The organism is Spirosoma pomorum (assembly GCF_054776615.1).
Map to the genome: position 1 here is coordinate 250,872 of NZ_BAAHBP010000001.1, position 26,777 is coordinate 277,648.

Below are 26,777 nucleotides of genomic sequence, written 5' to 3' on the forward strand. Positions count from 1 at the left end.
TTTCAAAAATATCCATGCGATTCGTTCGTTACACCGCACTACTGATTGCATTAATTCTTTGGGGAGGGGGCTTATCAACAACTGTCTCTCACTGGCTGTATGATATCGGATTTATTGCCGACGATTACAAGTTTGGAGACCTGTACCGCATGTCGGCACTTTCCCAGTTCAAAGAAGAAGCCGTTCCGCGCCCAGCCAGTCATCTAGCCAGCGACACGTCAAGTACGCATCTATACATCATTGGTGATAGTTTTACGGAGCCGCAGCGGCTTAGCAAAGATGATTTCCCCGTTAGTCACTACCAGCGTGTGGCCTGGGAGCATACGCAACGCGCTCAACTAAATCCGACCAAACGTAACGTTTTGCTCCTCGAAACGGTTGAGCGCCACTTTCGCGAACACTTTGCTCGGCCAGTTCGCGAATTGGTTGTCCAAACTGACACAACGGTCATGCCACCACCTAAGGTCACGCTGTATCGTCAGCTTGGCCAGGAGTTTCATCGAATTGATGTAGAAGAGCGATTGGAATCAACGCTGTTTAGTGGTTCGTGGGCCTTCTGGTTCAAAGAACTGAAAGCTCGCCTTACGTTAGATTGGTTCAATCGAACCACGGGTAACGTGAGCTTATCGACGGACAAGAAACATGTGTTTACCAACCTGGACACTGACACAAGTAAGAAACTCAACTCGTCATTTGCTCCGCTGTCGGATCAGGAGGTTAGTGCCCTCGTTGACAGCGTTAATGCTACGGCAGCACGTTACAAACGACTCGGCTTCGACGATGTTTATTTATCGATTATACCTAACAAAGCTACCATACTAGAGCCTGATCTGGCTGCCTATAACCACCTGATTGAGCGTGTACAGCAGCATCCAAAGCTACAGCTACCGGTGGTTGACGTTTACAACTCATTCAAAAATGCGCCCCAGTCACCTTATGCCCAGGGTGACACGCATTGGACGTGCGCCGGACGAGCTATGTGGCTTGATCAAGTACAAGCGCTTTTACTTGGGCGCGCAACTCCATCTGTAGGAACAAGGGCTTTATAGTGCCCTTGCTTAGCAGCAGATTTAACTATAGAAATATTAGCTCTTTCGCGGGTATTCTAGCCATACACCCAATTAATCAAGCCTTTTAGCATAAAAAAAAGGCTTGATTAATTAGATACACTGTATCATTTATACCAGCTCAAACAGATCCTTTACGCCCAGCATTCGTTTGGTGATAAATCCTTCGCCGAATTCCGCTCCAATCATGTGCCCGTGCTCACGGGTACGGGCTTCCAGAAACTTCATGAACGGTTCACCAGAAATATAGCTCTGTGGCTCCTCGCTGTCTGGGTTAAAAAACTGGCTTTTATATGCCTTGATTGCCGCTAATTTCTGCTCCCAGTAAGGCGTAATATCGACGACAAAATCCGGCATCAGCGCCCGATCCTGAATGAAATGGTAGATATAAATCGGGCGGTGTGCTTCCTGCGACTGACCGCTTTCGTCGGTTGTTTTAATCTGTCGTAATCCGGCATAAAAACAGGCCTCAACCACCAGTTGAGCAGCCCGGCCATGATCGGGATGACGATCGTCGGGCGTGTTAGTTAACACAATTTTAGGCCGGTATTTTCGGATTAGCGGAATAAGTGCCATCTGATGTTCCTCGTCATTGGCAAAGAAACCGTCCCGAAAACCCATATTCTCCCGAGCCGACAGCTGCATAATCCGAGCGCCTTCGGCCGCTTCCTGGGCCCGGATCTCGGGCGTACCACGAGTGCCCAACTCGCCACGGGTCAGGTCAATAGCGGCAACTGTTTTACCTTGGTTGATCAATGAAAAAATAGTCCCCGCGCTTGTCATTTCGATATCGTCGGGGTGAGCGCCAATGGCTAATACGTCAACAGTCATGTACGTGGTTCTGGAGGTATTTAATTGACCTCAATTCATTTTCTACGATAAAGCTCGTTCGAAAGTTTCGCTTTTCCAGTCAAATCCGTCTAACTCACTAAGAAAGTATCATTCAGGACCAACTCTTGCCTGACTTTACACCCTCGAAGGCGTCAAATTTGACCGAAAGTGGTATTTTGCACCCGTTCTGCCCATAAATATCCCTCGTATCTATAACCCCACTTACCTGTAGGAACGCATTAACGTATACCTCACCAATGTCATACAAAGCACTTGCTCTTCAATTAAACTGCCAGTCGATTACCAACACTCAGACTCGGGACGAAGCCGAATCGATGATGCTTCGCTCGATCGAACGAATTGAAAGTCAACTCGCAGCCTCAATTGGCCATATTGGGCGCGATACGTTGCTGGTTGTAGCACCAGAGTCCTTTCTGACCGGGGTTCCAACGCGCGAAACAATTCATGAATGGCGCGAAAAAGCGGCTTTAGAAATCAATGGGTCTGTTTACGAAGCATTAAGCGCTATGGTGCAGCGGCAGCAGGTGTATTTTTCGGGAAACGCTTACGAACAGGATCCTTTTTTTCCGGAGCTCTATTTCCAGACGAGCTTCATCATTGGGCCAAATGGAGACGTTCTGTTACGCTATCGGCAGTTAAATGCCATGTATGCCCCTACCCCGCATGATGTGTGGGAGCTTTATCTGGATGCTTACGGCTATGACTCCTTATTTCCGGTCGCTCGAACAAACATTGGGAATCTGGCCTGCCTGGCTTCCGATGATATTTTGTTTCCTGAAGTAGCCCGCTGTTTAACCATGCGTGGTGCCGAAGTCCTGTTACATTCCGCTTCGGAAATCGCTAGTCCACTTTTAACGCCAAGAAAAATAGCCAAGCAGGCACGGGCGGTCGAGAACATGGCTTACGTTGTTTCTGCCAACTCTGCCGGTGTATCAGGCAGCCTGCTCCCCGCCGAAACTACCGATGGCCACTCCCGAATCGTTGACCACAAAGGAACGGTTTTGGCTGAAGCAGCTTACGGCGAAAGCTTGGTTGCCAATGCTGACATTGATCTGGCGGCATTACGCGAGTTTCGGCAGCGACCAGCTCTGGCTAATCTACTCGCCCGACAACGGTATGAACTTTACGCCAACAGCTACGCCCAGCACAGCGTTTACCCTCCCGATACGCTCTTGAGCCAGCCTGCCGAGCGTGCCTTCTTCGTTCGCACGCAACAGGAAGTTATTAAAAAGCTGTACAACTAGCCGTTCAGCCCTTATTGAAGAATTACAGGCCCACAAGACCTATACTCCCAAGGTAGCTTCTGTCTAGTCTGTAATTCTTTACTAATACGTTGCTTTACGCCCGGCAGTGATACCTTGTCGCGTACTAGCCTCAATCTCCTGGCGGTGTTTTTATAAACTTGCTGTATTTTTGCGGGTTATTTAGCTATGACCTTAAGTATCCGCGATACCGCTTATCAGCTCCGACAGGGCTACCTGATTGCTCTTGCCGACGAAACGGGCTGGTCGATTGCCGCCGATCCAACCAACGATTCGGCAGTCGATGCGCTACTTCCGTTTTTACCGGTGGGTTTTTTCCCAACTATTGTTATTCAGAACACCGATCAGCTCGGCTTGTACGTAGCGCAGATGCCCGACGTTGCTTTCGATCTGGTGGAGTTTGCTGATAAACCCCTGACGGTTGTGTACAACCAGGGCAAAAATATTTCAGCTAAGCTGTGGGCTGCCAATGCCGATACCCCTACAGCAACCGTCGCCATCCGGCGTAGCCTGAATGGTGAGGTTCAGCGGTTGATTGGTGGTTTCGGGAGAGGTCTTCTTACGGTTCCTTTCGAATCCTTGAGCCTGCCTGAGCTGCCAGAAGGGCTGATAATCGGTCATTACGGTACGCTACCAGCAAAACTGGAACGTCCCCGTATTATGGCGCTGGAAGTCGATGGTGGCGTTCGTTTCATCAGAAAATAATTACCTGACTCCGAGGGCTGTATTTTAGTTCGGACTAGTCAGCAAGCGCATGAATTTCAGCGACACTTTACATAAAAATCCCATTTTCGACCAGATCGCCCAGGAAGCGGACGCGTTAGGCGTGGACGCTTACGTTATTGGCGGCTTCGTGCGTGATCTGATTATGGGACGTCCTTCCAAAGACATCGACATAGTTTGCATCGGTAGCGGTATTGCGCTCGCCGAGGCAGTAGGCCGTGCATTGCATACAAATGTATCAGTTTTCCCCAGTTTCGGGACGGCTATGCTCCGGACCTCTCCGGATCTTGATTCTAATACTGAACAGCCTTGGGAGGTCGAATTTGTTGGCGCTCGCAAGGAATCATACCGTAGTGATTCCCGCAAACCCATTGTTGAAGACGGTACGCTTACAGACGACCAGAACCGGCGTGATTTTACGATCAACGCCATGGGAATCAGTCTCAACCAGAAATCAGGAATTGGCTTCGGCGAACTGCTCGATCCGTTTAACGGCCTAGCTGATATTAAGCGAAAAGTTATCCGGACGCCACTTGATCCGGACGTTACGTTCTCCGACGATCCGTTGCGCATGATGCGGGCCATCCGTTTTGCCTCTCAGTTGAATTTTGACATTGAACCCGATACGTTCGATGCCGTTGTTCGCATGAACGAGCGAATCAGCATCGTTTCTCGGGAGCGGGTCACCGACGAACTCAACAAAATCATTCTATCCCCTACGCCTTCTTACGGATTCAAGCTCCTTTACCACGCTGGGTTACTCGACCGGATATTTCCGGAACTTGTTGCTCTTAAGGGTGTGGAAACTATTGAGGGAAAAGGCCATAAGGATAACTTTTACCATACCCTTCAGGTACTGGATAACGTAGCGAATAGGACGAATGCGCCCGATTCGCTACGTGCGGATGAGCTTTGGCTTCGCTGGGCAGCTTTGTTGCACGACATTGCCAAACCAGCTACGAAGCGTTTCGACCAGAAGGTGGGCTGGACGTTTCATGGACACGAAGACATGGGAGCACGTTGGACGCCGGGTATTTTCCGGACAATGAAACTCCCCCTCAACGAACACATGCGCTATGTGCAGAAGCTCGTTCGCCTACACCTCCGCCCTATTGCGCTCACGAAAGAACAAATCACGGATTCGGCGTTACGTCGACTGTTGGTCGATGCTGGGGACGATCTGGACGGGCTGATGGCACTTTGTCGGGCAGATATTACGTCGAAGAATTATGAGAAAGTACAGAAGCACCTCCGCAATTTCGACAAAGTCGAACGGAAGCTCCACGATCTGGAAGAGCGGGACAAACTTCGCAATTTTCAGCCTGTTATTACGGGCGAACTGATCATGGAAACGTTCGACCTGGCACCTTCCAAGGAAGTTGGCGAATTAAAAACCGTGTTGCGCGAAGCCATTCTGGATGGATTAGTGCCCAATACGCTCGAAGGCGCTTTTCCTATGCTTCTTGAGGAAGGCGGGAAACGTAATCTGACAGCCGTTAAAACCTTAAACGAACTTCAACTAACAGCTACTGAGAATCAGCCTAGCACATATAATGGATAACAATACCAATTTCCGACGTTTTTTTGGCGCTTCGCTCACAATCCTGGGTGTGGTCGTCATCCTCTTCGCCTTGATTGCTTTTCTATCGGACGGGAAACCTGTACTGGGTTTACGCGTCTCACATGGAGAAGCGGCTGCTCCATTTATCGTGGGAATGATTTTCCTGATTACGGGCGTAAACCTTGTCCGAGAGTCGTAAGGTCTCTGTTTACTTAGAGAGTCGAGCCGTCAATAGCCAAGGGTACGTGTTGATTGGCTCAGGCAAGCCGTTCGGCTGAATTTGAAGATACATCAGGTGTAGATGGGTTGGCGAACGGGTCTTATAAGCATTGTAGCCCGTTCGCCCCATATCCGCCAGCTTGTCACCCGCCTGTACCCACTGTCCAGGCGTTACGTAGACCTCATTGTTATGTGCATAGTAAAATAGGCCATGCAGTGTGGGATCGTACACCCATATCCAGTTTCCTCCCCGGTATTCTGAACCGGGTTTCCAGCCGGTTTCAATGGCTAGTACCAGTCCATTACTCATGGCCAGCACGTCAGCGGGTTTGCTGGTTCGATCATCCAAGGCGTCCTGATTACGGTCGGCAATGAAAATATCCTGCGCAGGGTGACTCCCCCGCACATTGTAATCAAACAAGTCGAAGCCCTTTCCCCGGTAGCCTTCGCCGTGAGTGCCGCCAATGGCACTGGTAGCATACCCCCGGATTGGAAAGGCAAAGTAATGGCCGCTACGGTACAAGCTGTCGCGCTGCATCGAATCTTGCTTTGCATTCGCGCGACTCCGAAAGCGTTCTTGGAGCCCATGCATGATCTGGCTAAATTCCAGCCGGGCTGAATCGGGCGTAATACTCTGTACCCGAATTTGGGTATATAATGTCTGAAATTGCTGGCAATATGTGTACAGGGTGGGCTCTTCCGAATGGCGGTTAATGACCTGTGACGAAGCGGCATTAAGCCCCCCGATCAACACTGCCCCTAAAATTCCCATTAACCGCATGCACGAAGTTACGTCAATCTTCACCGGATCGAATATGGCTTACTCAATGCGCCAAAATTACGCAAAGTAGCCAGACAGGCGAAAATTCACTAGTTAATACGTGATTTCTGGTCGGTAAAGTGACCGAATACGGCCAGCATCAGGGATTAAGGGCAAACTAATTTATAGAAGGTGTAACTCAGCGTAATCGCTGTGTAGGTGTAGCTATCCCGCAGAGCAGGATTTCCCTGGGCCAGTTTACCGGTCGTCGTACCAAAAGTTCGCTCACCCAGCCCATCCAGGTAATCGTTGTTGGTGAACCGTGTTCCAAACTCGACCCCAACGCTCCAAGGACGTTTTATCTCATATTTAAAACCGATACCAAGTGGGAAGTTCAGGATTCCCCTTGCCCGGATAACATCATTCCGAAAGTTACTTATACCAACCCCACCGAATACGTACGGGGTCCAGTTTTGTGCTTTAGGAGATGGCTTATAGTTCAGAAAATTATATTCCATATCAACCGTGACTTCGCCCAGGTTCGTGCGAAATGCAAAATCACGTGCCTGTTGAAACGGATCATTGCTCAGACGATCTTCAGCGCGTAGTACCCCCAAACCAACTCCCGCCCGCAGCGAGAATGATCGGGTGGCGTTATATCGAAAAAACAGATTTGCTCCTGGTGAAATAAACCGCGGATTCAGGCTTGGCGATACGTCTCCTTTGTATAGCATCCCCCCAAGACCACCGCCTACTTCTAGTTTCTGCGCCTGGGCCCCTGTGGTGATAAAAAGCCCGGCTATAAAAAGCCGGGCTAGTTTATGTCGAAATTGATTCATAAATGAGACCTAAGTAAGGACAAATGCTTACACGGAGATTACCGGATTGGAGGACATTTAATCTTACTAGGGATAACATACTGAATGGAAATATTAGTCAGCATATACCCATCATTCAAATGACCATCCGCACCACGGGCGGGCTCGGTCGTTAACGCACTCTGAACAGCAGCCTGTTGATCTGGCGTGCCATTACTAAACAAATCAGTTAATGCCTGGTAACGATTCGGCGGGTTGTTTTTGTACCGGGCAGCATTCTGCTCGAAACGCCGATCGGCCATAACACGAGCTAGGCCCTCCAGGCTAACAGGATCTGCGTAAGGACCACCAACATCGTCCAGATAGTCCGTAAAGGTGTATCGGAAACCTATTTCAAAACCAACGTTAAACATATCGTTGATCCGATAACGGGCACCAATGCCAACTGGAACAGAGGCCGTTACTAGAGAATACGGTTTATCCTTACCAGGCTGACCTTGTCCCTCCGTATGCAAAGGCTGCAACTTTACCCATTGCTGCGCTTCATACGGCTCATTATTGGGTGCTGCTGGTGTGCGGGCTTCGGGGCTATGCGCCACCAAGGCTAAACCGGCAAAAACGTACGGTGTAAACTTAGCCCGTCGCTCTGGACTGCGTCCGTCAGGAATGATATTGTAGATACCTGTTACCGCGAATTCTTTCAGGTCATTGCGAAAGTGCAGGTTTCGGGCGTATTGAACCAAGTATTTTTCAATATCGTCCCGATAGAATGTGTAGTCATCACCAACGATACGAGCCCAGGTGAACGAAGCGCGGGCGGCAAAATTAGGCGTAAACTGACGCGTGTATCCCAGGCCGACATTCCAGCGGGGCAGGATGAAGGTGGCGCGTAAAGGCCGTTTGTAACCCGCCAAGTCACCGTAGTAGTGCGATGAACCAGCACCAAATGAAACGGATGAATACGGTGTAAACTGCGTGTTAGGTTTTCGTTGAGCCAGACTGATGGTAGCCGAACCAGCCAGTGCCAGCGCTGTGGCCATGCCAGCTACCAGATACTTATATTTATTCATATGCGTCAAATACGTGAATCAACTTCGTCTGAGCCCGAAGCCAGCCATTTCCGAAACGGCCGCTGAGTATATTTTATTGGCTCAAATACGAAAATTTGTACTCCAGTTTGTGTAACTGATAGGCAAAGTACGTTACATTTTTCAATCCTGGCCTTCAGACAAAAGCTCAAATGAAAGTTTTATCCATCAATTACGAATATCCCACCCCCAGTTCAACTTACTCCGTAACGTATTCAGAAAATTATCGTCATTCAGCTTAACTAGCCGAGCTTTGAACGATTCTTTCTGTACACTGATACGTACCGACGTATCAACTGTAAACGAGCGCGAGTCCAGGGCCGCCAAAAAATTTCCACTCCGACTTTCCACTTCGAATGACAGCTTGCAGCTATCCATAACGATCATGGGCCGGACGTTAAGATTATGCGGACTGATCGGCGTAATAATGAAATTATTTGTCTGTGGCAACAGCACTGGTCCTCCGCAGCTCAGCGAGTATCCTGTCGATCCGGATGGCGTGGAAATGATCAGGCCATCTGCCCAATACGAATTCAGAAACTCGCCATCCAGATACGAATGAACCGTAATCATGGACGATGTCTGCGTTCGGGTGATGGTAAAATCGTTCAGGCCAAACGGTAGCTGACCGAAAATATCCTGGCTGGACTGGACACTCACCAAGGTTCGTTCGTCAATCGAATACTGCTCGTTAAAGAGTGAATCGATCATTAGCCGAATCGAAGCGGGGGCTACGGTTGCTAAAAAGCCAAGCCGTCCAATATTGATGCCAATAATTGGGATCTGATGCGGCCCAACATGCGTAACGGCGTCCAGAAGGGTTCCATCGCCCCCCAGGCTAAAGATAAAATCGGCATCCGATACGCCTTTATCAATGCTGTATATGTCCTGGCTGTAGTGCGTAACACCCGCATTGTCTAGAAAATCGCGGTAGTCCTGAGAGATAATGACGCTGGCCTGCCGCTTAGCCAGCTCATCAAACATAGATTGAATGTAAGGACGGGCTGATTCGGGAAAGTTGCGCCCGTGAATGGCAATTTTCATTCGTGACGTGATTAGTGCAAAGCCATTTACACAGGCCCTCTATTTATGACGCTGCGCTAAATCCAACAGGACACACTACGTACTTAAGTAACGTAACAGCGAGTCAAGCCGCTCCTGATCGATACTTTCGACAGGTACGTTGGCAAACGCGGCTTCAATCTGGTACCCGAATCGTTCGAGCGTTGATACAACCGGGGCAATTTCGCGACGATTCAGTTTCAGTGTCAAGCGGGAACGGTCGGGCATTCCGTAGGCGGCACTAGCGTAATAGCTGCTGATGATTTTAACGTTGTTAGACTCAACCAGACGGCTTATTTCGGCCATGGAGTAATCCCGCTCGTTCAGATTCAGAATCAGAATAGCACCGGCCTCCTGTACACCCAGTTCGTTGGCAAACTGTTTGAGTAATTCAGCCGTCGAAATTGTTCCCGTAAATTCACCGCCTTCGCTGAGCACAGCAATGACATCCATCCGGTTCTTGAGCGCTATACCCAGGATCTCGAACAGATGTTGTCCTTCGTATACGTACAGTTGATCGAACAGGCGCATAACACTGCCCAACGGCTGTTCGTCATTCACGACATCCATCAGAAGTTCTTCGCTGACAATACCCTGGTATCCAGTTTGATCGGTGAGCACAAGTTGTCCGATACGATGTTCCTGCATCCAGTCGAGCGCCTGTCCAACCGTATCCGTTGGTTTCAGGGCTGGGAGCATCGGGTCTATAAGTTCGGCAGCCAGCATAATCAATTAGCTTAGGAGAACGGTATATGAAAAAACTACGGATAGTCGGCCTTAGTTTCCGAAACTTAGCGAAAAAGCGGATTCCTCACCGTTTTGTGTGGTAAATCCCTTTCTTTTTGGTTATCCTAGCTCGAGCTGACCCCTATTGATTAAACGGCGAGTTCAGTTACGGGGTGCCGAACGAGCCAGTTCTCCAGCAATGCATTGAACTGGTTAGGGCGCTCCATCATGGGCGCGTGACAGCACTTATCGATAAAATGTAGCTCTGAGTCAGCGATCAGCCGATTGAACTCGTGGCCTACCTCCGCGGGAGTAATCGTGTCGTTCAATCCCCAGACCAGCAGGGCTGGGACCTGAATCTGATACAAATCTTTGGCGACGTTATTCCGTTGCGCTGATTTGGCTATCCCAACAATGCTCATACATTTAGGGATACTGCTCGTTATTTCGAAAACCTCATCGATCAATTCTTTCGAGGCTACTTTCGGATCATAGAAGGTGTAAGCAACCCGCTCGGCGATGTAGTCGTAACTCCCCCGTTTCGGGAATGAGCCACCCATGCCGTTCTCGAACAGGCCCGAGCTTCCGGTAAGTACCAGCCGCCGAACCTGATCCGGATTTTTAAAGGTATAGAGAAGAGCCAGGTGCCCTCCGAGCGAATTGCCAAGCAACGTCATGTCGGTCAGGTCTTTCTGCGTAACAAACTTCTCAATGAACGCCACCAATCCCTCCAGACTAGCCTGCCGGATGGGCATTTCGTAAATGGGAAGCATGGGAATAATTACCCGGTATCGGTCCGAAAACGTAGTGATCACGCTATCCCAGTTACTCAGGGCACCGAACAACCCGTGTAATAGCAGCAATACTTCACCCTGGCCTTCATCTACGTACCGGAAGCCAGCCTCCTCACGAATTTGATAGTTCATACTCTTCTACCTTTCTTAACGCGGTGGACACGTTTTTTCTGGTTAATAATACAATGTCAATCCAGTTTTTCAGCAGCTGAATCCCGTATTCGGTCAGGGCTGCCTCGGGGTGAAACTGCACCCCCCATATGGGAAGCGACCGGTGTCGCATAGCCATTAATTCATCTGCCTCTGTTACTACCAGCGGCACCAGTGTGTCAGGCAGGTCTCTCAGCAGCAACGAGTGATAACGCGTTACGTTGAACGTAATGGGCAAATTCCGCATTAGCTCATCCTGCGGTTCCAGCACCCGCACCGCCGATACTTTTCCGTGCATTGGCTGCGACGCCCGCTGCAGCTTTGCACCGAAAAATTGACCTAATGCCTGATGCCCCAGACAAACTCCTAATAAAGGCACCTGCCCCTGATACAGCTCAATCAAGTCAAGCAGCTTCCCCGCCTGGTGTGGTGTTCTCGGTCCGGGCGATAGCACCACACCATCAACAGGTTCTTCGACAAACGTCCTCATTGACGCATTGTTTCGTACCACCCGGCACGTAGCTCCTGCCTGGTGCAGATAGTCCACCAGCATATAGGTAAACGAGTCAAAATTGTCGACAACCAGCAGGTTCATGCCCCTATAACACAAACGAACAGCACAAAATTAATGCTTTACTAAAAAAATCAACAACCAAAGAAACTTACTAATTGACTAACAGCATATTATCTTTTTATTAAATTCAAAAAGTGCAAATTTTATAAAAAAAATACTACCTCTACCCAAATAGCTAAGTGAGTAAGGAAAGCACAGTCGCTAATTTTGGCGTTTATTCATGGTATCGAATCAAACCACTTGCCCTATGACTACCCATTACCCTGTTATCATTGTTGGCGCTGGCATGGCTGGCCTTACCTGCGCCGTATACTTAAAGCAGGCGGGTATTGATGCCCTACTTCTCGAAGCGGATGATGCAGTCGGTGGTCGGGTCCGGACGGATGTGGTAGATGGTTTTCAACTTGACCGGGGCTTTCAGATTTTATTGACGGCGTACCCGGAAGCGCAGCGACTGCTGAATTACACGGCGCTTGACCTGAAGTCATTCCGCTCGGGAGCGCTGATTCACCAACCGGATACAACTAAATCGCAACCCTGGATCAGCCTGATCAATCCATTTCAGGAGCCCACCTCCGTGTTTCAGACGCTGGCGTCACCGGTTGGCACGCTGAGCGACAAGGTGCATATTGTCGAACTACTCAGAAGAACACAGGAGCTTCCTATTGATGATCTATTCTACCAAACCCCAGCAACGACGCTAGACTTTTTGCGGTCGATTGGTTTTTCCGAACAGATTATTGATCGTTTCTTCCGGCCTTTTTTCGGGGGCGTTTTTTTGGAAGATGCACTCAACACCTCAAGTAACTTCTTTGAATTTTGCTTTCGGATGTTTTTCGTGGGTGATGCTGCCATTCCCGCTAAGGGTATTGGCGCTATTCCGAACCAACTGGCCAATCGACTTTCGCCCGATCAGATTCAACTTAACAGTCCAGTTCAGCGACTGGAGGGTCGTACCCTTACCCTCGGTAACGGACAGTCGGTTTCGGCAGATCACGTTATTCTGGCGGTGGATGCCACACAGGCTGCTCGGCTCACTGGTCATGCCACTCCAACGGATCGAGCCTTCACGCACACGACCTGTACGTATTTTGCCGCCCCAGGCAGCCCGAACGACAAACAACTGCTGATGTTGAATCCACATCGGGCTTCTGCCGTTCACAATCTGGCCGTAATGAGCGACGTAGCGCCCGCTTATGCTCCCACCGGACAATCTCTGATTTCGGTTAGTACGCAGGAACTGGAAACCATTAATGAAGAAGCTTTGACCGAGCGAATTCTACGCGAGCTAACCAACTGGTTCGGCGAGGAGGTTAGCCAATGGCGTTATCTGCGGACTTATCATATTCCCAAGGCGTTGCCCGCCTACACGCCGTATTCAGTTCATCAGCCGCTGCGACTGGGTAATAATATGTACCAGTGCGGAGACTGGACCGCTTATCCATCACTGAACGCAGCGATGCAGACTGGTCGGCAGGTTGCCGAACTGATTATTGAGAAGCAGAGTTGACGTTACGCCATCACCGCTCCGTTCCTTTGCCCACCCGATTGCTTGTTCTATGCGCGTCTTAGTTCGTTACGTTTTACCCCTGCTCATTGCGGTTCCTGTGGCATTCGCGCTGTTATATCCACATGTGATCCGTTGCATTTGGGTGAGTCAGTCGGCTGATTTTAAACGACTAACTGACTCTACCGGGCTCTACGTATCCAATACCGCAACGACTCATCAACAGGCCCAACTCAAAGCGCACATTGCAACCGCGCGGCAACGTATTCGAACGTTCTGGGGCGGCCTACGGGGACAAGCCATTTTGATCTACTGTCCGCAACAGGAGGTTTATGAGCAATATTGCCTGGGGGGCGAAGGAGCCGGTTGTAGCCTGGGAACGCCCTGGGGAACGTCTTATCTGGTGTTGGGACCCGACGGCAACAACTCGGATGTGATCGCGCATGAACTCTGCCACGACGAGCTTTTCGCTCGGCTGGGCTGGTGGCGCGTGAAGCGTCAGATACCACAATGGTTCAACGAGGGGCTGGCGCTGATGGTCGACTATCGATTTACCGACCCAGCCGTCTGGCAAACGGACAGTTTCTCAGACGAAGAGACAATTCCTCCGCCAAGACGCTACTTACACCGGGCTCCCATGCTGAAGTTAACGGAACTCGAAACAACCAAAGAGTTTTTCGGCGGCAGTTACCGGCACGTTATGCTGGCGTATCAGACGGCGGCCGACGAAGTGGCGCGCTGGTTACGTATCGTTGGCCCAATCGGTGTTACCCGGCTCAGCCAAGCGATCGTAGACGGCACGGACTTTAATACTGCCTACCGACAACTGGAACGCGACCGTCGTCAGGCGCTCAAAAGACGTCCTTAAATCAGGACAGGGCCACAACCCGGTTTGCTTTCTGCTTTTTCAGTAGTTCCTGTGGTAACCGTAATAAGATCTCGTCCCGCAAGGCATTGATCAGTCGTCGTTTCAGAAAACTCCGATGAGTAACCAGACTGACCTCCCGAACCGGCACGGGCGCGTTGAAAGACCGCAGCCGTTCTTTCCGGGTCGAATCCAGATCAAGCGTAGCCAGATAAGGTAGCAGCGTAAAGCCCTCCTGCCGATCAATTAATTTAATCAACGTTTCCAGGGAGCCCGTTTCGTAACGTAAACCAGAGTAACCGGTCGGCAGGCGGTCGGTGCCACACAGATTGATGACTTGACTACGAAAACAATGCCCTTCGGTCAGCAGCCACAGTCCATCCGTGTCCAGTGCTTCTGCGCTTACGGTTTCTTTTTTAGCCATCGGATGCGAGCCGGCCGTGTACACAACAAACGGTTCCTGAAAGAGAGGAATTTCGGTAATGCCGTTCTCCGAGAGGGGCGTAACAACCAGCCCTACATCAACCAGCCCATTTTTTAATTGATCAATGATCTGCTCCGTCACCAGTTCCTGGATCTGAACCGATACAGCCGGGTATTTCTCGACAAATTCCGTGATAAAATACGGCAGCAAATAAGGAGCCAGCGTAGGAATAACACCGATGCGCAGATCACCCCGGAAATCTTCTTTCGACTCGCTGACAATTTCAGGAATGCGCTGGGCCGCCCGCAAAACTTCCCGCGCCTGCGCCAGAATTGCTTTTCCGGCTTCTGTCGGTACAACCGGCTGTTTGGACCGATCAAATACCAACACGCCCAGCTCATCTTCCAGCTTCTGAATCTGCATGCTGAGCGTTGGCTGCGTTACGTGGCAAGCATCGGCCGCCGTAGAGAAGTGGCGGTACGTATCAACAGCTACGATATAATCAAGTTGGGACAGTGTCATCGTACAAGAATAGGTTTATGAACAGCTCCAATCGCTAACATCATCAATAAAATTGATACAAACATAGATTCTATCAAACCAAACAAGACGATTCCTGTTCTAATTTTGTCGCAGAATCGTTGACGTATATGAGAACACGGTTACTTATTCTTGTTTTCTGGGCGATTGGTAACACAGCTGCACTGGCTCAACTCGCCAACTCGCCTAATCCGGCAGCTCCGGGTTTTAACCGGGCCGGTTCAGACCACAGAGCTATTCAGATTGCCGACCAGGTCATGGCTGCCATGGGCGGACGACAGGCTTGGGAAGACACTCACCTCATTGCCTGGACTTTTCAGAACATACGCCGACTCGTTTGGGATAAGTGGAACGGCTTGGTACGAATTGACAATTTGCAGGATGATCAGACAGTGCTTTTAAATGTCAACAACGATCAGGGGCGCGTCTATCGTAACGGGCACGAAATTTTAGCGACCGATTCCCTCGGTTTTTTTCTGAGACAAGGCAAGAATCGCTGGCTAAACGATACGTATTGGCTGGTCTTACCGTTCAAGTTGAAAGATCCGGGCGTAACCCTCAAGTACCTGGGCAAACGGCCCAATCAAACGGGTAAACCAGCGGATTTGCTACAAATGACGTTCAAACAGGCGCCGGACAAATTCTGGATCTGGGTTGATCCGAAGCAGCATCTGGTAAACCAGTGGGCGCATTTTGCCAAAGCGACCGATGCGCAGCCGATGTTTACGGTTCCGTGGTTGGACTATAAGCAATACGGCAGTATTCTGTTATCCGGCGAGCGGGGGGTACGGGATATCAGCGATATCATGGTTTTTACGGGTCTACCCGGCGAGGTGTTCAGCGACTTTACCCGAACCGATTTAAGCCGCTATCCACAGGCCCATTAACATAAGGTTCATACTCCGCAACTAACTCAATTCGATCACTGTTTTCCTCGCATGGAAGCATCTGTTTTACCAGTACCTACCGTCGACCAGCCAACCCGATTCGGCAAAACGGGCGTGTTAATTGTTAATCTTGGTACCCCCGACAGTCCATCGGTTCCGGACGTTCGCAAATATCTGCGCGAGTTTCTGATGGATGGTCGCGTCATCGATATCCCATTTGTCCCTCGTTTTCTGCTCATCAACGGTATAATTGTTCCCTTTCGGGCACCGAAATCCGCTAAGGTTTACAAGCAGTTGTGGAGCGAAACTGGGTCCCCGCTGAAATATTATGGCCAAGTCGTCGAGCGGGAACTGCAAAAAGCGCTGGGCGACGATTACGTCGTCAAACTGGCTATGCGCTACCAGAACCCCAGCATCGACGTAGGGCTACAGGCGTTTCAACAGATGGGCCTGACGAATATCATCGTGATCCCATTCTTTCCCCAGTACGCGTCGGCTTCCACCGGATCCGTTTACGAGAAGGTAATGAACATTGTGAAAGACTGGCAGGTCATCCCGGAGATTCGCTTTATTAATCGTTTCCTGGAACACCCGAAGTTCATTGAGGGATTTGTCCGGCTCGGCCGCAAATACATGGACAGCTACGACTACGATCATATTCTGTTCAGCTACCACGGCTTGCCCGAGAGCCAGATCCGAAAGGGAGACGTAACGCGAAATGTCTGCAAATTCGGTGATTGCTGCGGTTCACTACACGCCACGAACCAGCATTGCTACCGGGCGCAGTGTTTTGAAACGACCCGCCGACTGGTGAAGGAACTAGGCATTCCCGAAGGAAAATACACCACCAGTTTCCAGTCGCGGCTGGGCAGCGATCCCTGGATCAAACCCTATACGGACGACGTCATCAAAGAATTAGGAGCGAAAGGAGTTAAAAGCGTACTGGCCTTCTCGCCCGCGTTCGTAGCCGACTGCCTGGAAACTACCATCGAGGTGGGCGTCGAATACAAAGAGATGTTCGAAGAACACGGGGGACAGCACTGGCAACTGGTCGAAAGCTTAAACGACAGCCCTATCTGGATTGAAACGTTGGTTGATCTGGTAAAAACGGCTTAATTATCAAAGGCACGTAACAAAAGAGGGATGATCACTAGATCATCCCTCTTTTGTTACGTGCCTTTGCAATTTATTTACCCGTAGCGGTCGTCGCTTTAGCCATTGGCTTGCCCTGTTCCATATAGTCGACAGCCAGATGACAAAGTGATTTCATACCCAGCACGAAACAGCTTTCGTCAATCTGAAAATCGGGGGTGTGGTGTGGTGCAGCATCCTCCAGCTTTTTGCCTTTGCTCATTCCGCCCAGAAAGTAGAAGAACCCTGGAATTTTTTCCTGATAGAAAGAAAAGTCCTCCGCTCCGGTCTGAGCAGGCGTAATTTTTACGTTGGCTTTACCGGCTACGGCTTCCAGCGTCGGTACCATCTGGTCAGTCAGTTTTAGATCGTTATACGTAGCCGGGTACATGATATTGATGTCTACGTCAGCTTTGGCTCCAGCACTTTCGGCAATGTTCGTAGCAATCTCATTGATTCGGCGGTGAATGGTTTTCTGCATGGTAGCGTCCAGCGATCGGATCGTACCAATCATACTTACCTCTTCGGGAATAATGTTTTGCCGAATCCCACCGTGAATAGCTCCGACTGTCACGACGGCTGCGTTTTCGGTGAGTGGCAAATTGCGACTCACTATAGTCTGAAGGCCCATTACAATCTGCGATGCGGTCACAATCGGGTCAACCCCCGACCAGGGCGACGCACCATGCGTTTGTTTTCCTTTCACCTTGATAGCGTACGAATCGACGGCGGCCATGGTCGCACCAGGGCGATACTTAATCGTTCCGACTTCGGTTTGGGAGTTGATGTGCAAACCGAAAATGGCGTCAACTTTCGGGTTTTCCAGCACGCCCTCTTTCACCATTAGGTAAGCTCCGCCTTCTTCGCCGGTTGGTGCGCCTTCTTCGGCGGGTTGAAAAATAAATTTCACCGTACCTTTCAGATCATTCTTCATGGAGGCTAGGATTTCGGCAGCCCCCATCAGCATTGCTACGTGAGTATCGTGGCCACAGGCGTGCATAACGCCCGTTTGCTGACCATTGTATTCCGTTTTTACGGCTGATTTAAACGGCAGGTCGACACGCTCCGTTACGGGCAAACCATCCATATCGGCCCGCAAAGCAACCACCGGCCCAGGGTGCCCTCCCTTCAGTAACCCAACGACGCCGGTTTTACCAACGCCCGTTTTTACGTCCATACCCAGCGATTGTAGATGAGCTGCAATTTTGGCCGCCGTCTGAAACTCTCGATTACCCAGCTCAGGGTGTTGGTGAAAGTCCCGTCGCCAAGTAACTACCTTTTGCTCAAGGCTTTCCGCTAATTTATCGATACGTGTATTTGTCGATATAGTCTGACCAAATAAATAGATAGGCGACAACCCTCCAACTAAGAAAAATGAAATACATACACCCTTTAGTATCATTTTATAAATAATTATATTTTAAGAAGTAAAGATTGAAAATTAAATATAAATCAAAATAAAATATTGACACGCATTAATACACGATTAATTTTGTAGCCTTACTTTCTTAACTCAAAACAATACATCAGCAAATCTTATGAGAAAACTTCTATTAGGAAGTTGGCTGCTATCTGTACTGTTCTGCTTACCAGTTCTGGCGCAGGATATTACAATCAGTGGTAGAGTGACTTCATCAGAAGATGGCTCAGGTCTCCCTGGCGTGAGCATCCAGGTAAAAGGGACGACTCGTGGTACGACCAGCGACGCTGAGGGTAACTACAAGATGAGTACCTCAGCAGGCAGTCGGCTCGTTTTTAGCTTTATCGGCTATCGTTCTCAGGAAGTTACGGTTGGCAATCAGTCGAGCCTTGCGGTCCAACTGGAACCTGACGCAGCTAATCTGGACGAGGTCATCGTAACCACCTTCGGTACAGCCAAGCGTGCCAATTTTACCGGTTCCGCCGGAACAATTGATGCGAAAGCGATTGCCGCCCGTCCTATATCCAACGTTGTTCAGGCGCTTTCAGGCTCAACGCCCGGTGTACAGACTACAGTTGGCAGCGGTCAGCCGGGTTCCGCTCCTGATATCCGTATTCGGGGATTTGGCTCGATTTCGTCCGGCAACGACCCCCTCTACGTAGTGGACGGCGTTCCTTATTCAGGAAACATCGGCAATATTAGCCCTAACGATATCGAGAATATCTCAGTTCTGAAGGATGCTGCTTCGACCGCTCTATACGGCGCCCGAGCTGCTAACGGCGTTGTGGTTGTGACAACAAAGAAAGGTCAGAAAGATCGTAACGTTATCAACGTTCGGTACACGAAAGGGATCAGTACCCGCGGCATTCCCGAATACCATCGTGTTGGTGTCGGCGAATATTATCCGCTGATGTGGGAAGCCTACCGGAACAGCGTTGCCTACCGGGCTACTAATCCAGTCCCACTTGCTACGGCGAACCAGCAGGCGACGGATCAATTGATTAGCCTAGTTGGGTACAACGTCTATAACGTACCGAATAATCAGGTCGTTAATACAGATGGCCAGCTTAATCCAAATGCAACGCTACTCTATTCGGCCGATGACTTCAACTGGCAGAACCCGATCATGCGGCAGGGAAACCGGGATGAGATCAACCTCACTATTTCTGGTGGTCAGAACCGGTCCGATTATTTGATTTCTGCATCTTATCTAAATGATAAGGGATATCTTATCCGCTCAGATTTTGATCGGTTTACGGGTCGCCTGAACGTCAATTCTCAGGTTAAACCATGGTTCCGCGCTGGTGCCAACATTGCCGCAACCATCACCCGGTCAAACCAGGCGGACGCCGACGGTAGTACCAGTTTTGTTAACCCTTTCTACTTCTCTCGTAATATCGGTCCCATTTATCCTGTCTACGCGTATGACCCAGCTAACCCTGGTCAATTCCTGAGGAACGCTGATGGTAGCCGCGTTTGGGATCTAGGAAACCTGACATCTCAGGGGCTACCTGCCCGCCCAGCTTTCGGTGGTCGCCATTCGGTTGGTGAAACGACGCTGAACCAGAACTACTACCGCCGGAACGTGCTTAGTGCACGTGGTTATGCCGAAGTAACTTTCCTCAAAGATTTCAAGTTTTCGACCAACGTCGGTACTGATATCACAAATTACAACGAATACACCTACGGCAACCCCATTGTTGGTGATGGGGCGCCCGCGGGTCGTGCGTCGCATGAGTTCCAGAACATTTCGAGCTTCAACCTGAACCAGTTATTAACCTACGATAAGTCAATTGGCCGTCACAACTTTGATGTGCTGGTGGGCCACGAAAATTATCAGGTGAACGATAACAACCTGACTGGCTCTCGTTCGCAGCAGATTTTGGATGGTAACTATGAACTGATCAATTTCACGACGACTACGAATCTATCATCGGTGTATAACACCCGCCGTATCGAAGGTTATTTATCTCGTTTCAATTATGATTACGACCAGAAGTACTTTGTGTCGTTCTCAGCCCGTCGCGATGGTTCCAGTAAATTCTATCGGGATGCTCGTTGGGGTAATTTCTATTCGGTCAGTGGTGCCTGGCGACTGGATCAGGAAAATTTCATCAAAGCGATACCTTCCGTCAATCTGCTGAAATTACGCGCTTCTTATGGTCAGACGGGTAATGATGGCGGAGGCAATACGGGCCAGTTCGCACAGAATAATACGATTAGCTATTACGCCTGGCAACCTTTGTTCAACCTGAACTGGAACAACGCTACAGAAGCGGGTATCCTTCAATCGAGTCTGGGGAACCGGAGTCTGGAATGGGAATCAAGCAATGCGTTTGATGTAGGTGTCGAGTTTGGCCTGTTTAACGGGCGCGTTTCTGGTTCGGTCGAGTACTTTGATCGTCGGTCTTCCAACCTGCTTTTTGCCGTTCCACTACCGCTATCGGCAGGTATCACGACCGTTACCCGCAACATCGGTACGTTATATAACCGGGGGGTTGAACTGGAACTTGGTATTGAGCCAATCCGGACGAAGTCATTCACCTGGCGATTGGATCTGAATGCAACCCGCATCAAGAACCAAATCACGAAGATGCCAGAGGAAACGCCTGAAATTATTGACGGTACCAAGAAATTGGCAGTGGGCCGCTCTATTTACGACTATTGGCTGCGAGAATTTAAAGGCGTGAATCCACAAACGGGCGAAGTGTGGTACCGGGCGATGAATTACGTTGCATCCAATTCCACGATTACCGAAGCGGGCGATACGCTGACGACCAATGTAAACAACGCTCGTTATCGTTATGCAGGCACATCAATTCCAGCCGTATCAGGAGGCTTCACAAACACGTTCCGTTACAAGGGGCTGTCTTTATCGGCGCTGTTCGTTTACCAAATTGGTGGCAAGACCTACGATGGCGCTTATGCTGCGCTAATGAGTTCCGGAGATTACGGAAACGCGAAACACGTTGATATTCTGAATCGCTGGCAAAAGCCTGGCGATCTGACCAATGTTCCTCGGATGGACGCGGCTCGTACCTCTGATTTCAACGCAGCTTCGGATCGTTGGCTGATTGATGCCAGTTACCTAAGTCTTCGTTCAATCACTTTGTCCTACCAGATCCCTAATACAATATCGCGCAAAGCCTTCTTGCAGAACGCACAAGTATACGTGAGCGGAGAAAATCTGCTTTTCCTATCACGTCGGATCGGTATGAATGTTCAACAGGCGTTCTCAGGTGTTACCAGCAATTCCTACAGCCCAGCTAAAAGCTTAGTTATGGGAATTTCCTTCGACCTATAAGCATCAACAAGACAATGAAAAAAAGATATTTATCGATACTGCTGGCGGTAGGTCTGCTGACGGCCTCATGCGAAAAAGATTATTTAGAAACGGCTCCCACCGGTAGCGTTGATGCTAATGCCGCGTACGCGACCACCAAGAATGCCACGGCGGCCATCAATGGTATCTACCGGGCTATGATCGTTCGGTACCTGAGTTCGCAAGGCCACTTCGGTCATCCAGCTATGATGATCATTCTCGACGTATTGGGTGAAGATGTTATCATACCAAACACGGCCAATAACTGGCATCTGGATGAAACCCGTTGGCAAGCGCACCGTAGCGCAACCTCTAACGGTAATCAATTACCTTATCAGTTATATTACCGTCTGATCGGTAACGCAAACATTGCTGTTGCCAATATTGACAACGCAACGGGCACACAAGCTGAACGTAACCAAATCAAAGGGGAAGCGCTTGGCATTCGGGCATTTTCTTACTTCAACCTGGTTCAGTTGTATGGCAAACGGTACGACGCCAGCGCTAAGCCAAACGCTCAGCCAGCGGTACCACTGGTTCTAACACCTATTACCGACGGACTGCCCCGTGCGACGGTGGAAGAGATTTACACGCAGATCAATAAAGATCTGGCCGAAGCGGCTACGTTGCTGACCGCTACCCGGACGTATAAATCGCATATCAATCTGGATGTGATTAAAGGATTTCAGGCACGAGTAGCGCTGGCGCAGCAGAACTGGGCCGATGCGGCTAAATACGCGAACGAAGCTCGTAAGAGCTACTCGCCGATGACGGTCGCTCAGTATCAGGAAGGCTTCTCGGATATTCAGAATCCCGAGTGGATGTGGGGCTTCGACCACCTCGAAGATCAGACAGAGTATTTCGGGGCTTTCTTCTCGTATATCTCCTCTAACTTCAACTCGACTAATATTCGGGTTGATCCCAAAGTGATTAACCGCGTTATCTACGATCAGATTCCAACGTCCGATGTTCGGTCGAAGATGTGGGTCAAAGCACCAACGACATCCAACTCCATCGTTCCGACGGGTGGCGTTCGGGTAGCGTACATGACGCAAAAATTTCGTCTGCCAGGCACACCATCAACCAGCACCATGGGTGACGTTCCCTACATGCGAGCAAGTGAAATGTATTTGATCGAAGCCGAAGCTTTGGCTCGTCAGGGCAATAGTGCCCAGGCTGCTACGGTTCTTTTCGATCTGGTCGGCAAACGTGATGCCACGTATGCGAAATCAACGAAAACGGGTACGGCGCTGGTCGATGAAATTATGTTTCAGCGTCGTATCGAACTATGGGGAGAAGGCTTCCGCTTTACGGACCTGAAACGACTGAACCAGCCTTTGAATCGAAACAATACCAACGCGAACTCAGCCGTGGCGGTTCTTTTCGACGTAGCCGCTGGCGATAAGCAGTGGGAGTTCTTGATTCCTCAACGGGAGATTAACTCCAACAAAGCGATCGTGCAGAACCCGCTGTAAATAGCCTAGGTCATAGGTATATAAAAGCCTGATTACGTGTTGTAATCAGGCTTTTGGTTTATTCCACGTTATTCCATCACTTATCCATTGGTAAACAGCGCATTAATTAACTTTTAATCAACTTATCATACTTCGTAACAATAGGATAACATATAGGCAATATTACTCAGTGACATTTGCAGCGTCAACAATTCGACTCTCGAATGAAACGCTGTAGCTTTACTCTATTTATCTGTTTATTTGTCACTACGTTAACCTGGGCTCAGGTGACGACTAGTGCCCTTAGTGGCCGCGTCACTGATGCCAAGAAAGAAAGCCTGATCGGCGCTACGGTCCAGGCGCTATATACCCCTACGGGCGCGAAGTACGCTGCCGTTACCGACGCGGATGGTCGCTACCGGATTAACAACATGAGCGCGGGTGGCCCTTACGAAGTCTCTGTTTCTTACGTTAGCTACAAAACCGCGACCCGCTCTGACGTTACGTTGCCATTGGGAGAAACGACCACGCTGAACGTTGTGCTGGAAGATGCCAGCGCCACGCTGAAGGAAGTAGTGGTAAAAGGCAACCGGGGTGGTGAACGCGAGGGCGCTGGTATCAACGTTGGCAGCGAAACCATCCGCCGACTGCCGACCATTTCGCGCAGTCTGACCGATATGACCCGGCTAACACCTCAGGTCAATAACCAGAACTCGTTTGCCGGAACCAACTTCCGCTATAACAACGTCACCATCGACGGCGCTATCAACAACGACGCTATTGGCTTCAGCCCGTCGTTAGGTGGCTCGACTGGTACATCGGGGCAACCCGGTTCGAGCACGCGGACGAACCCGGTCAGCCTCGACGCTATTCAGGATATTCAGGTAGCCGTGGCCCCTTTCGACGTTCGGCTGGGTAACTTCCTGGGTGGTTCGGTTAATGCCGTAACGCGCAGTGGTACGAATAAAGTAACGGGTTCAGTTTATGGTTTTGGTCGCAATGCCGCGCTGACGGGTACCTGGAACGGCGCAGCTGGGGCAAAAGAAAAACTACCCAGCACTTTTCACGAATACCAGACAGGTTTCCGGGTTGGTCTGCCACTGATCAAGGACAAACTGTTCTTCTTCACGAATGAAGAAATCACCAACCGCCAGGATCCCGTCCAGTTTCAGACCGGCTCTGCTTCGTCACTGATCAAAGACGTAGCCGTCGCTCAGCAGATTTCGGACTTTGTTAAAACCAACTATGGCCTCGACGCAGGTTCGTACGGGGATTACTCGATCTACTCGAAAAGCACGAAATTCTTCAACCGGCTCGACTGGAATATCAACGCCAAGAACCAGTTGAGCATTCGGAATAACACGGTCTTCTCGGAAGCTACCAATCTGGAGCGCGACGCGGCCAACTTCCGTTTCGGCAGCATCGACTTCCGGCAGAATAACAACCAGAGCAGCACGGTAGCCGAGTTGAAAACGCAGCTTGGTGGTCGCGCATCGAACAGCCTGATCATGGGCTACTCGACGGTACACGATTACCGCACGACGCTATCAAACGTACGTACGTTCCCTCAGGTAGAAATTGCCTACAACGGAGGCACGATCTTCCTGGGTAATGACCGTGAAGCTTCAGTATTCAACCTACGCCAGAAGACGTTCGAAATCACCGACAACTTTACGTTCTATAAGGGAATCAACACCTTTACGGTGGGTACGCACAACGAGTTATACACCATCGATTACGGTTTTGTCAACTCGCCTAACGGGCGAATCTCGTATGCGGGTACGGCGGCAAACACGACGACTAATACGCCCGCTCGCGATGGTGTGCAGAACTTTCTGATCAAGTTGCCCAACCGGGTGCGGGGTTCGTATCCGTTCGGGGATGCCAGCAACAGCCTGGACGCCCAGTTCAACAATCCATACGCGCACTTCAATGTCAACCTCTTCAGCCTCTACGCGCAGGACGATATTCAGCTAACCGACCGCATCAAACTGTCGCCGGGTATTCGTCTTGATTACACAGGGTTGCCCAACAAACCGACGTTGAGTTCGCAGGTAACGTCGTCGACCGGAGATCCAAATTACGGTACGACGTACACCTATACCCCACTCAATAAAATCACCAACTCGTACCTGAACAACGTACAGGTGTCACCCCGACTGGGTCTGTACATCGACGCCAAGGGCGACAAGAGCGTTGTGATTCGTGGGGGCGCGGGACTGTTCACCGGCCGAATTCCGTTCGCGTGGCTGGGCTATGCCTTTTATAACAACGGTGTTGGTTATGGAGCGTATGACTTTAACAACAACGCAACGGCATCGACCAAACTCGTTGGTGATCCATTGACACCGGGCGGTGCGCTGGCCATCAATAACAATTCGGCCAACGGTGGTGTCCGGCGGACACAGGTCGACCTGATCGACAATAATTTCAAAATGCCGCAAATGTTCCGGGCGAATCTAGCCGTTGACTACACCATCGCTGGCTACAAGCTTACGCTCGAAGGCCTATACACGAAAGTTATTCATGACCTAAAATTCCAGCAGGTCAACACGAAAGACGTGGTCCGTTACTACAGCTACGACACGCAGAAGCAGCAGCCAATCTACGTGTCATCGACGGGTGCGGCCGGTGCGCAGCGAATCGACAACAACTTCGCCAATGCCTACCTGTTGTCGAATACCAACCAGGGATACCGCTACAACCTGACGGCGCAAATCCAGAAGAACTACTCGGCGGGTTTTGGTTTCTCGGCGGCTTACACGTATGGCAAAGCGTTCGACCTGACCAACGGGATTCGTAACTCGATGGAATCGAACTGGCAGCTGAACCAAGCGCTGTCACCGAATAACCCGTCGCTGGCCTACTCGAACTTCGACATCCGCCACCGCATTGTTGGTACGGTTAACTATCGCCATACCTGGAATCCAAGCAACGCCACGACCGTTACGCTGTTCTACTCCTTCCAGTCGGGATCACCTTATTCCTGGGGTTTTGTGAACCGTACTATCGATGGGACCGGACAGGCCAACAGCCTGGCGTACATTCCGAAAGATCTGACCGAAGCGCAACGGCTAATTCCAAACAGCACACAGGCGCAGGAATTTATGGCTTTCGTTCAAAATGATAAATACTTGAGCAGCCGGATGGGACAGTTTACCGAACGTAACGGTGGCAGGACGCCCTGGAACAACACGATGGACCTGCGCTTCCTGCATGAAATCAAGCTGCAGAATGGTCATTCACTTCAGTTCTCCTACGACATTCTGAACTTTCTGAATCTGGTCGACAAGAAGCTGGGCTATTACTACTTCTCGCCCAATACGTTCAACTCGACCGCATCGATCGGTCTGACTCCGGCCAGCAACCCGACATCGGGTGATCCGACTTATACCTGGAGCCGGCCAACAACACCCTACTCGATTGATCCGCTGGGATCGCGCTGGCAGATGCAGCTTGGTGTCCGGTATTCATTCTAAGTTGACAAGAATCATTTCTCTATCCACCCAACGTAACGAGCCCCGTTCCTAATTAGGATCGGGGCTCAACGTTTACCAACGACTACACCAAC

Annotated in this window: 22 protein-coding genes; 12 read left to right on the forward strand and 10 right to left on the reverse strand. The window is 50.2% G+C overall.

Annotated elements, in window-relative coordinates; genetic code table 11:
- Window positions 1–14: 14 nt before the first annotated feature.
- The gene (locus ACYVAD_RS00995) at window positions 15–1,049 is read left to right on the forward strand and encodes a hypothetical protein (RefSeq protein ID WP_461137601.1); all 1,035 of its coding nucleotides are present in this window, start codon (window positions 15–17) and stop codon (window positions 1,047–1,049) included.
- A gap of 129 nt (window positions 1,050–1,178) precedes the next feature.
- On the opposite strand, the gene bshB1 is transcribed toward ACYVAD_RS00995, so the two are convergent.
- A complete protein-coding gene (bshB1, locus tag ACYVAD_RS01000; RefSeq protein ID WP_461137602.1) occupies window positions 1,179–1,898 on the reverse strand; it encodes a bacillithiol biosynthesis deacetylase BshB1 in 720 nt (239 codons plus the stop codon).
- 257 nt (window positions 1,899–2,155) lie between these two features.
- Here bshB1 and ACYVAD_RS01005 point away from each other — a divergent pair, with 257 nt between their 5' ends.
- The 4 genes from ACYVAD_RS01005 (at window position 2,156) to ACYVAD_RS01020 (ending at window position 5,664) form a co-directional block, all read left to right on the forward strand.
- Window positions 2,156–3,163, forward strand: coding sequence for a nitrilase-related carbon-nitrogen hydrolase (locus ACYVAD_RS01005; RefSeq protein WP_461137603.1), 1,008 nt, complete (start codon window positions 2,156–2,158; stop codon window positions 3,161–3,163).
- Window positions 3,164–3,349: 186 nt separating this feature from the next.
- Entirely contained in the window at window positions 3,350–3,886 is a 537-nt protein-coding gene (locus tag ACYVAD_RS01010; RefSeq protein WP_461137604.1) for an L-threonylcarbamoyladenylate synthase, read from the forward strand.
- A gap of 49 nt (window positions 3,887–3,935) precedes the next feature.
- Complete coding sequence (locus tag ACYVAD_RS01015) at window positions 3,936–5,465, forward strand: CCA tRNA nucleotidyltransferase (RefSeq protein ID WP_461137605.1); 1,530 nt, start codon at window positions 3,936–3,938, stop codon at window positions 5,463–5,465.
- Window positions 5,458–5,664: a hypothetical protein gene (locus ACYVAD_RS01020; protein WP_176568705.1), complete on the forward strand. Its 207-nt coding sequence runs from the start codon at window positions 5,458–5,460 to the stop codon at window positions 5,662–5,664. The genes ACYVAD_RS01015 and ACYVAD_RS01020 overlap by 8 nt, the downstream gene beginning before the upstream one ends.
- Before the next feature lie 9 nt (window positions 5,665–5,673).
- Here ACYVAD_RS01020 and ACYVAD_RS01025 read toward each other — a convergent pair whose 3' ends face one another.
- From ACYVAD_RS01025 to ACYVAD_RS01055, 7 genes are all read right to left on the reverse strand, one after another.
- The gene (locus ACYVAD_RS01025) at window positions 5,674–6,465 is read right to left on the reverse strand and encodes a M23 family metallopeptidase (RefSeq protein ID WP_461138504.1); all 792 of its coding nucleotides are present in this window, start codon (window positions 6,463–6,465) and stop codon (window positions 5,674–5,676) included.
- Between the two features lie 146 nt (window positions 6,466–6,611).
- On the reverse strand, window positions 6,612–7,283 hold the full coding sequence (gene porG / locus ACYVAD_RS01030) for a type IX secretion system protein PorG (protein ID WP_461137606.1): 672 nt from the start codon (window positions 7,281–7,283) through the stop codon (window positions 6,612–6,614).
- A 38-nt stretch (window positions 7,284–7,321) separates the two neighbouring features.
- Complete coding sequence (locus tag ACYVAD_RS01035; protein ID WP_461137607.1) at window positions 7,322–8,332, reverse strand: hypothetical protein; 1,011 nt, start codon at window positions 8,330–8,332, stop codon at window positions 7,322–7,324.
- Between the two features lie 186 nt (window positions 8,333–8,518).
- Complete coding sequence (locus ACYVAD_RS01040) at window positions 8,519–9,394, reverse strand: NAD kinase (RefSeq protein ID WP_461137608.1); 876 nt, start codon at window positions 9,392–9,394, stop codon at window positions 8,519–8,521.
- 75 nt (window positions 9,395–9,469) lie between these two features.
- Window positions 9,470–10,138, reverse strand: a complete 669-nt coding sequence (locus ACYVAD_RS01045; RefSeq protein ID WP_461137609.1) for a CBS domain-containing protein — start codon at window positions 10,136–10,138, stop codon at window positions 9,470–9,472.
- A gap of 149 nt (window positions 10,139–10,287) precedes the next feature.
- Window positions 10,288–11,064 carry an alpha/beta fold hydrolase gene (locus ACYVAD_RS01050; protein WP_461137610.1) on the reverse strand — a complete coding sequence of 259 codons (777 nt, stop codon included), beginning with the start codon at window positions 11,062–11,064 and terminating at the stop codon, window positions 10,288–10,290.
- The gene (locus tag ACYVAD_RS01055) at window positions 11,045–11,677 is read right to left on the reverse strand and encodes an anthranilate synthase component II (protein WP_461137611.1); all 633 of its coding nucleotides are present in this window, start codon (window positions 11,675–11,677) and stop codon (window positions 11,045–11,047) included. The genes ACYVAD_RS01050 and ACYVAD_RS01055 overlap by 20 nt, the downstream gene beginning before the upstream one ends.
- Window positions 11,678–11,903: 226 nt before the next feature.
- Between ACYVAD_RS01055 and ACYVAD_RS01060 the strand changes: the two genes are divergently transcribed.
- A complete protein-coding gene (locus ACYVAD_RS01060) occupies window positions 11,904–13,166 on the forward strand; it encodes an NAD(P)/FAD-dependent oxidoreductase (RefSeq protein ID WP_461137612.1) in 1,263 nt (420 codons plus the stop codon).
- A 49-nt stretch (window positions 13,167–13,215) separates the two neighbouring features.
- Window positions 13,216–14,031 carry a hypothetical protein gene (locus ACYVAD_RS01065; RefSeq protein WP_461137613.1) on the forward strand — a complete coding sequence of 272 codons (816 nt, stop codon included), beginning with the start codon at window positions 13,216–13,218 and terminating at the stop codon, window positions 14,029–14,031.
- Between the two features lies 1 nt (window position 14,032).
- On the opposite strand, the gene ACYVAD_RS01070 is transcribed toward ACYVAD_RS01065, so the two are convergent.
- Window positions 14,033–14,974 (reverse strand): LysR substrate-binding domain-containing protein, encoded by a 942-nt coding sequence (locus ACYVAD_RS01070; RefSeq protein WP_461137614.1) that lies wholly within the window; start codon window positions 14,972–14,974, stop codon window positions 14,033–14,035.
- A 128-nt stretch (window positions 14,975–15,102) separates the two neighbouring features.
- Here ACYVAD_RS01070 and ACYVAD_RS01075 point away from each other — a divergent pair, with 128 nt between their 5' ends.
- Together ACYVAD_RS01075 and hemH are read left to right on the forward strand one after the other, a co-directional pair.
- The gene (locus tag ACYVAD_RS01075) at window positions 15,103–15,879 is read left to right on the forward strand and encodes a hypothetical protein (RefSeq protein ID WP_461137615.1); all 777 of its coding nucleotides are present in this window, start codon (window positions 15,103–15,105) and stop codon (window positions 15,877–15,879) included.
- A 51-nt stretch (window positions 15,880–15,930) separates the two neighbouring features.
- Window positions 15,931–16,995, forward strand: coding sequence for a ferrochelatase (hemH, locus tag ACYVAD_RS01080; RefSeq protein WP_461137616.1), 1,065 nt, complete (start codon window positions 15,931–15,933; stop codon window positions 16,993–16,995).
- 70 nt (window positions 16,996–17,065) lie between these two features.
- Here hemH and ACYVAD_RS01085 read toward each other — a convergent pair whose 3' ends face one another.
- On the reverse strand, window positions 17,066–18,412 hold the full coding sequence (locus ACYVAD_RS01085) for an amidohydrolase (protein WP_461137617.1): 1,347 nt from the start codon (window positions 18,410–18,412) through the stop codon (window positions 17,066–17,068).
- 136 nt (window positions 18,413–18,548) lie between these two features.
- Here ACYVAD_RS01085 and ACYVAD_RS01090 point away from each other — a divergent pair, with 136 nt between their 5' ends.
- From ACYVAD_RS01090 to ACYVAD_RS01100, 3 genes are all read left to right on the forward strand, one after another.
- Entirely contained in the window at window positions 18,549–21,734 is a 3,186-nt protein-coding gene (locus ACYVAD_RS01090; RefSeq protein WP_461137618.1) for a SusC/RagA family TonB-linked outer membrane protein, read from the forward strand.
- Between the two features lie 14 nt (window positions 21,735–21,748).
- Complete coding sequence (locus tag ACYVAD_RS01095) at window positions 21,749–23,227, forward strand: RagB/SusD family nutrient uptake outer membrane protein (RefSeq protein WP_461137619.1); 1,479 nt, start codon at window positions 21,749–21,751, stop codon at window positions 23,225–23,227.
- A gap of 203 nt (window positions 23,228–23,430) precedes the next feature.
- The gene (locus tag ACYVAD_RS01100) at window positions 23,431–26,685 is read left to right on the forward strand and encodes a TonB-dependent receptor (protein ID WP_461137620.1); all 3,255 of its coding nucleotides are present in this window, start codon (window positions 23,431–23,433) and stop codon (window positions 26,683–26,685) included.
- The last annotated feature ends 92 nt before the right edge of the window (window positions 26,686–26,777 follow it).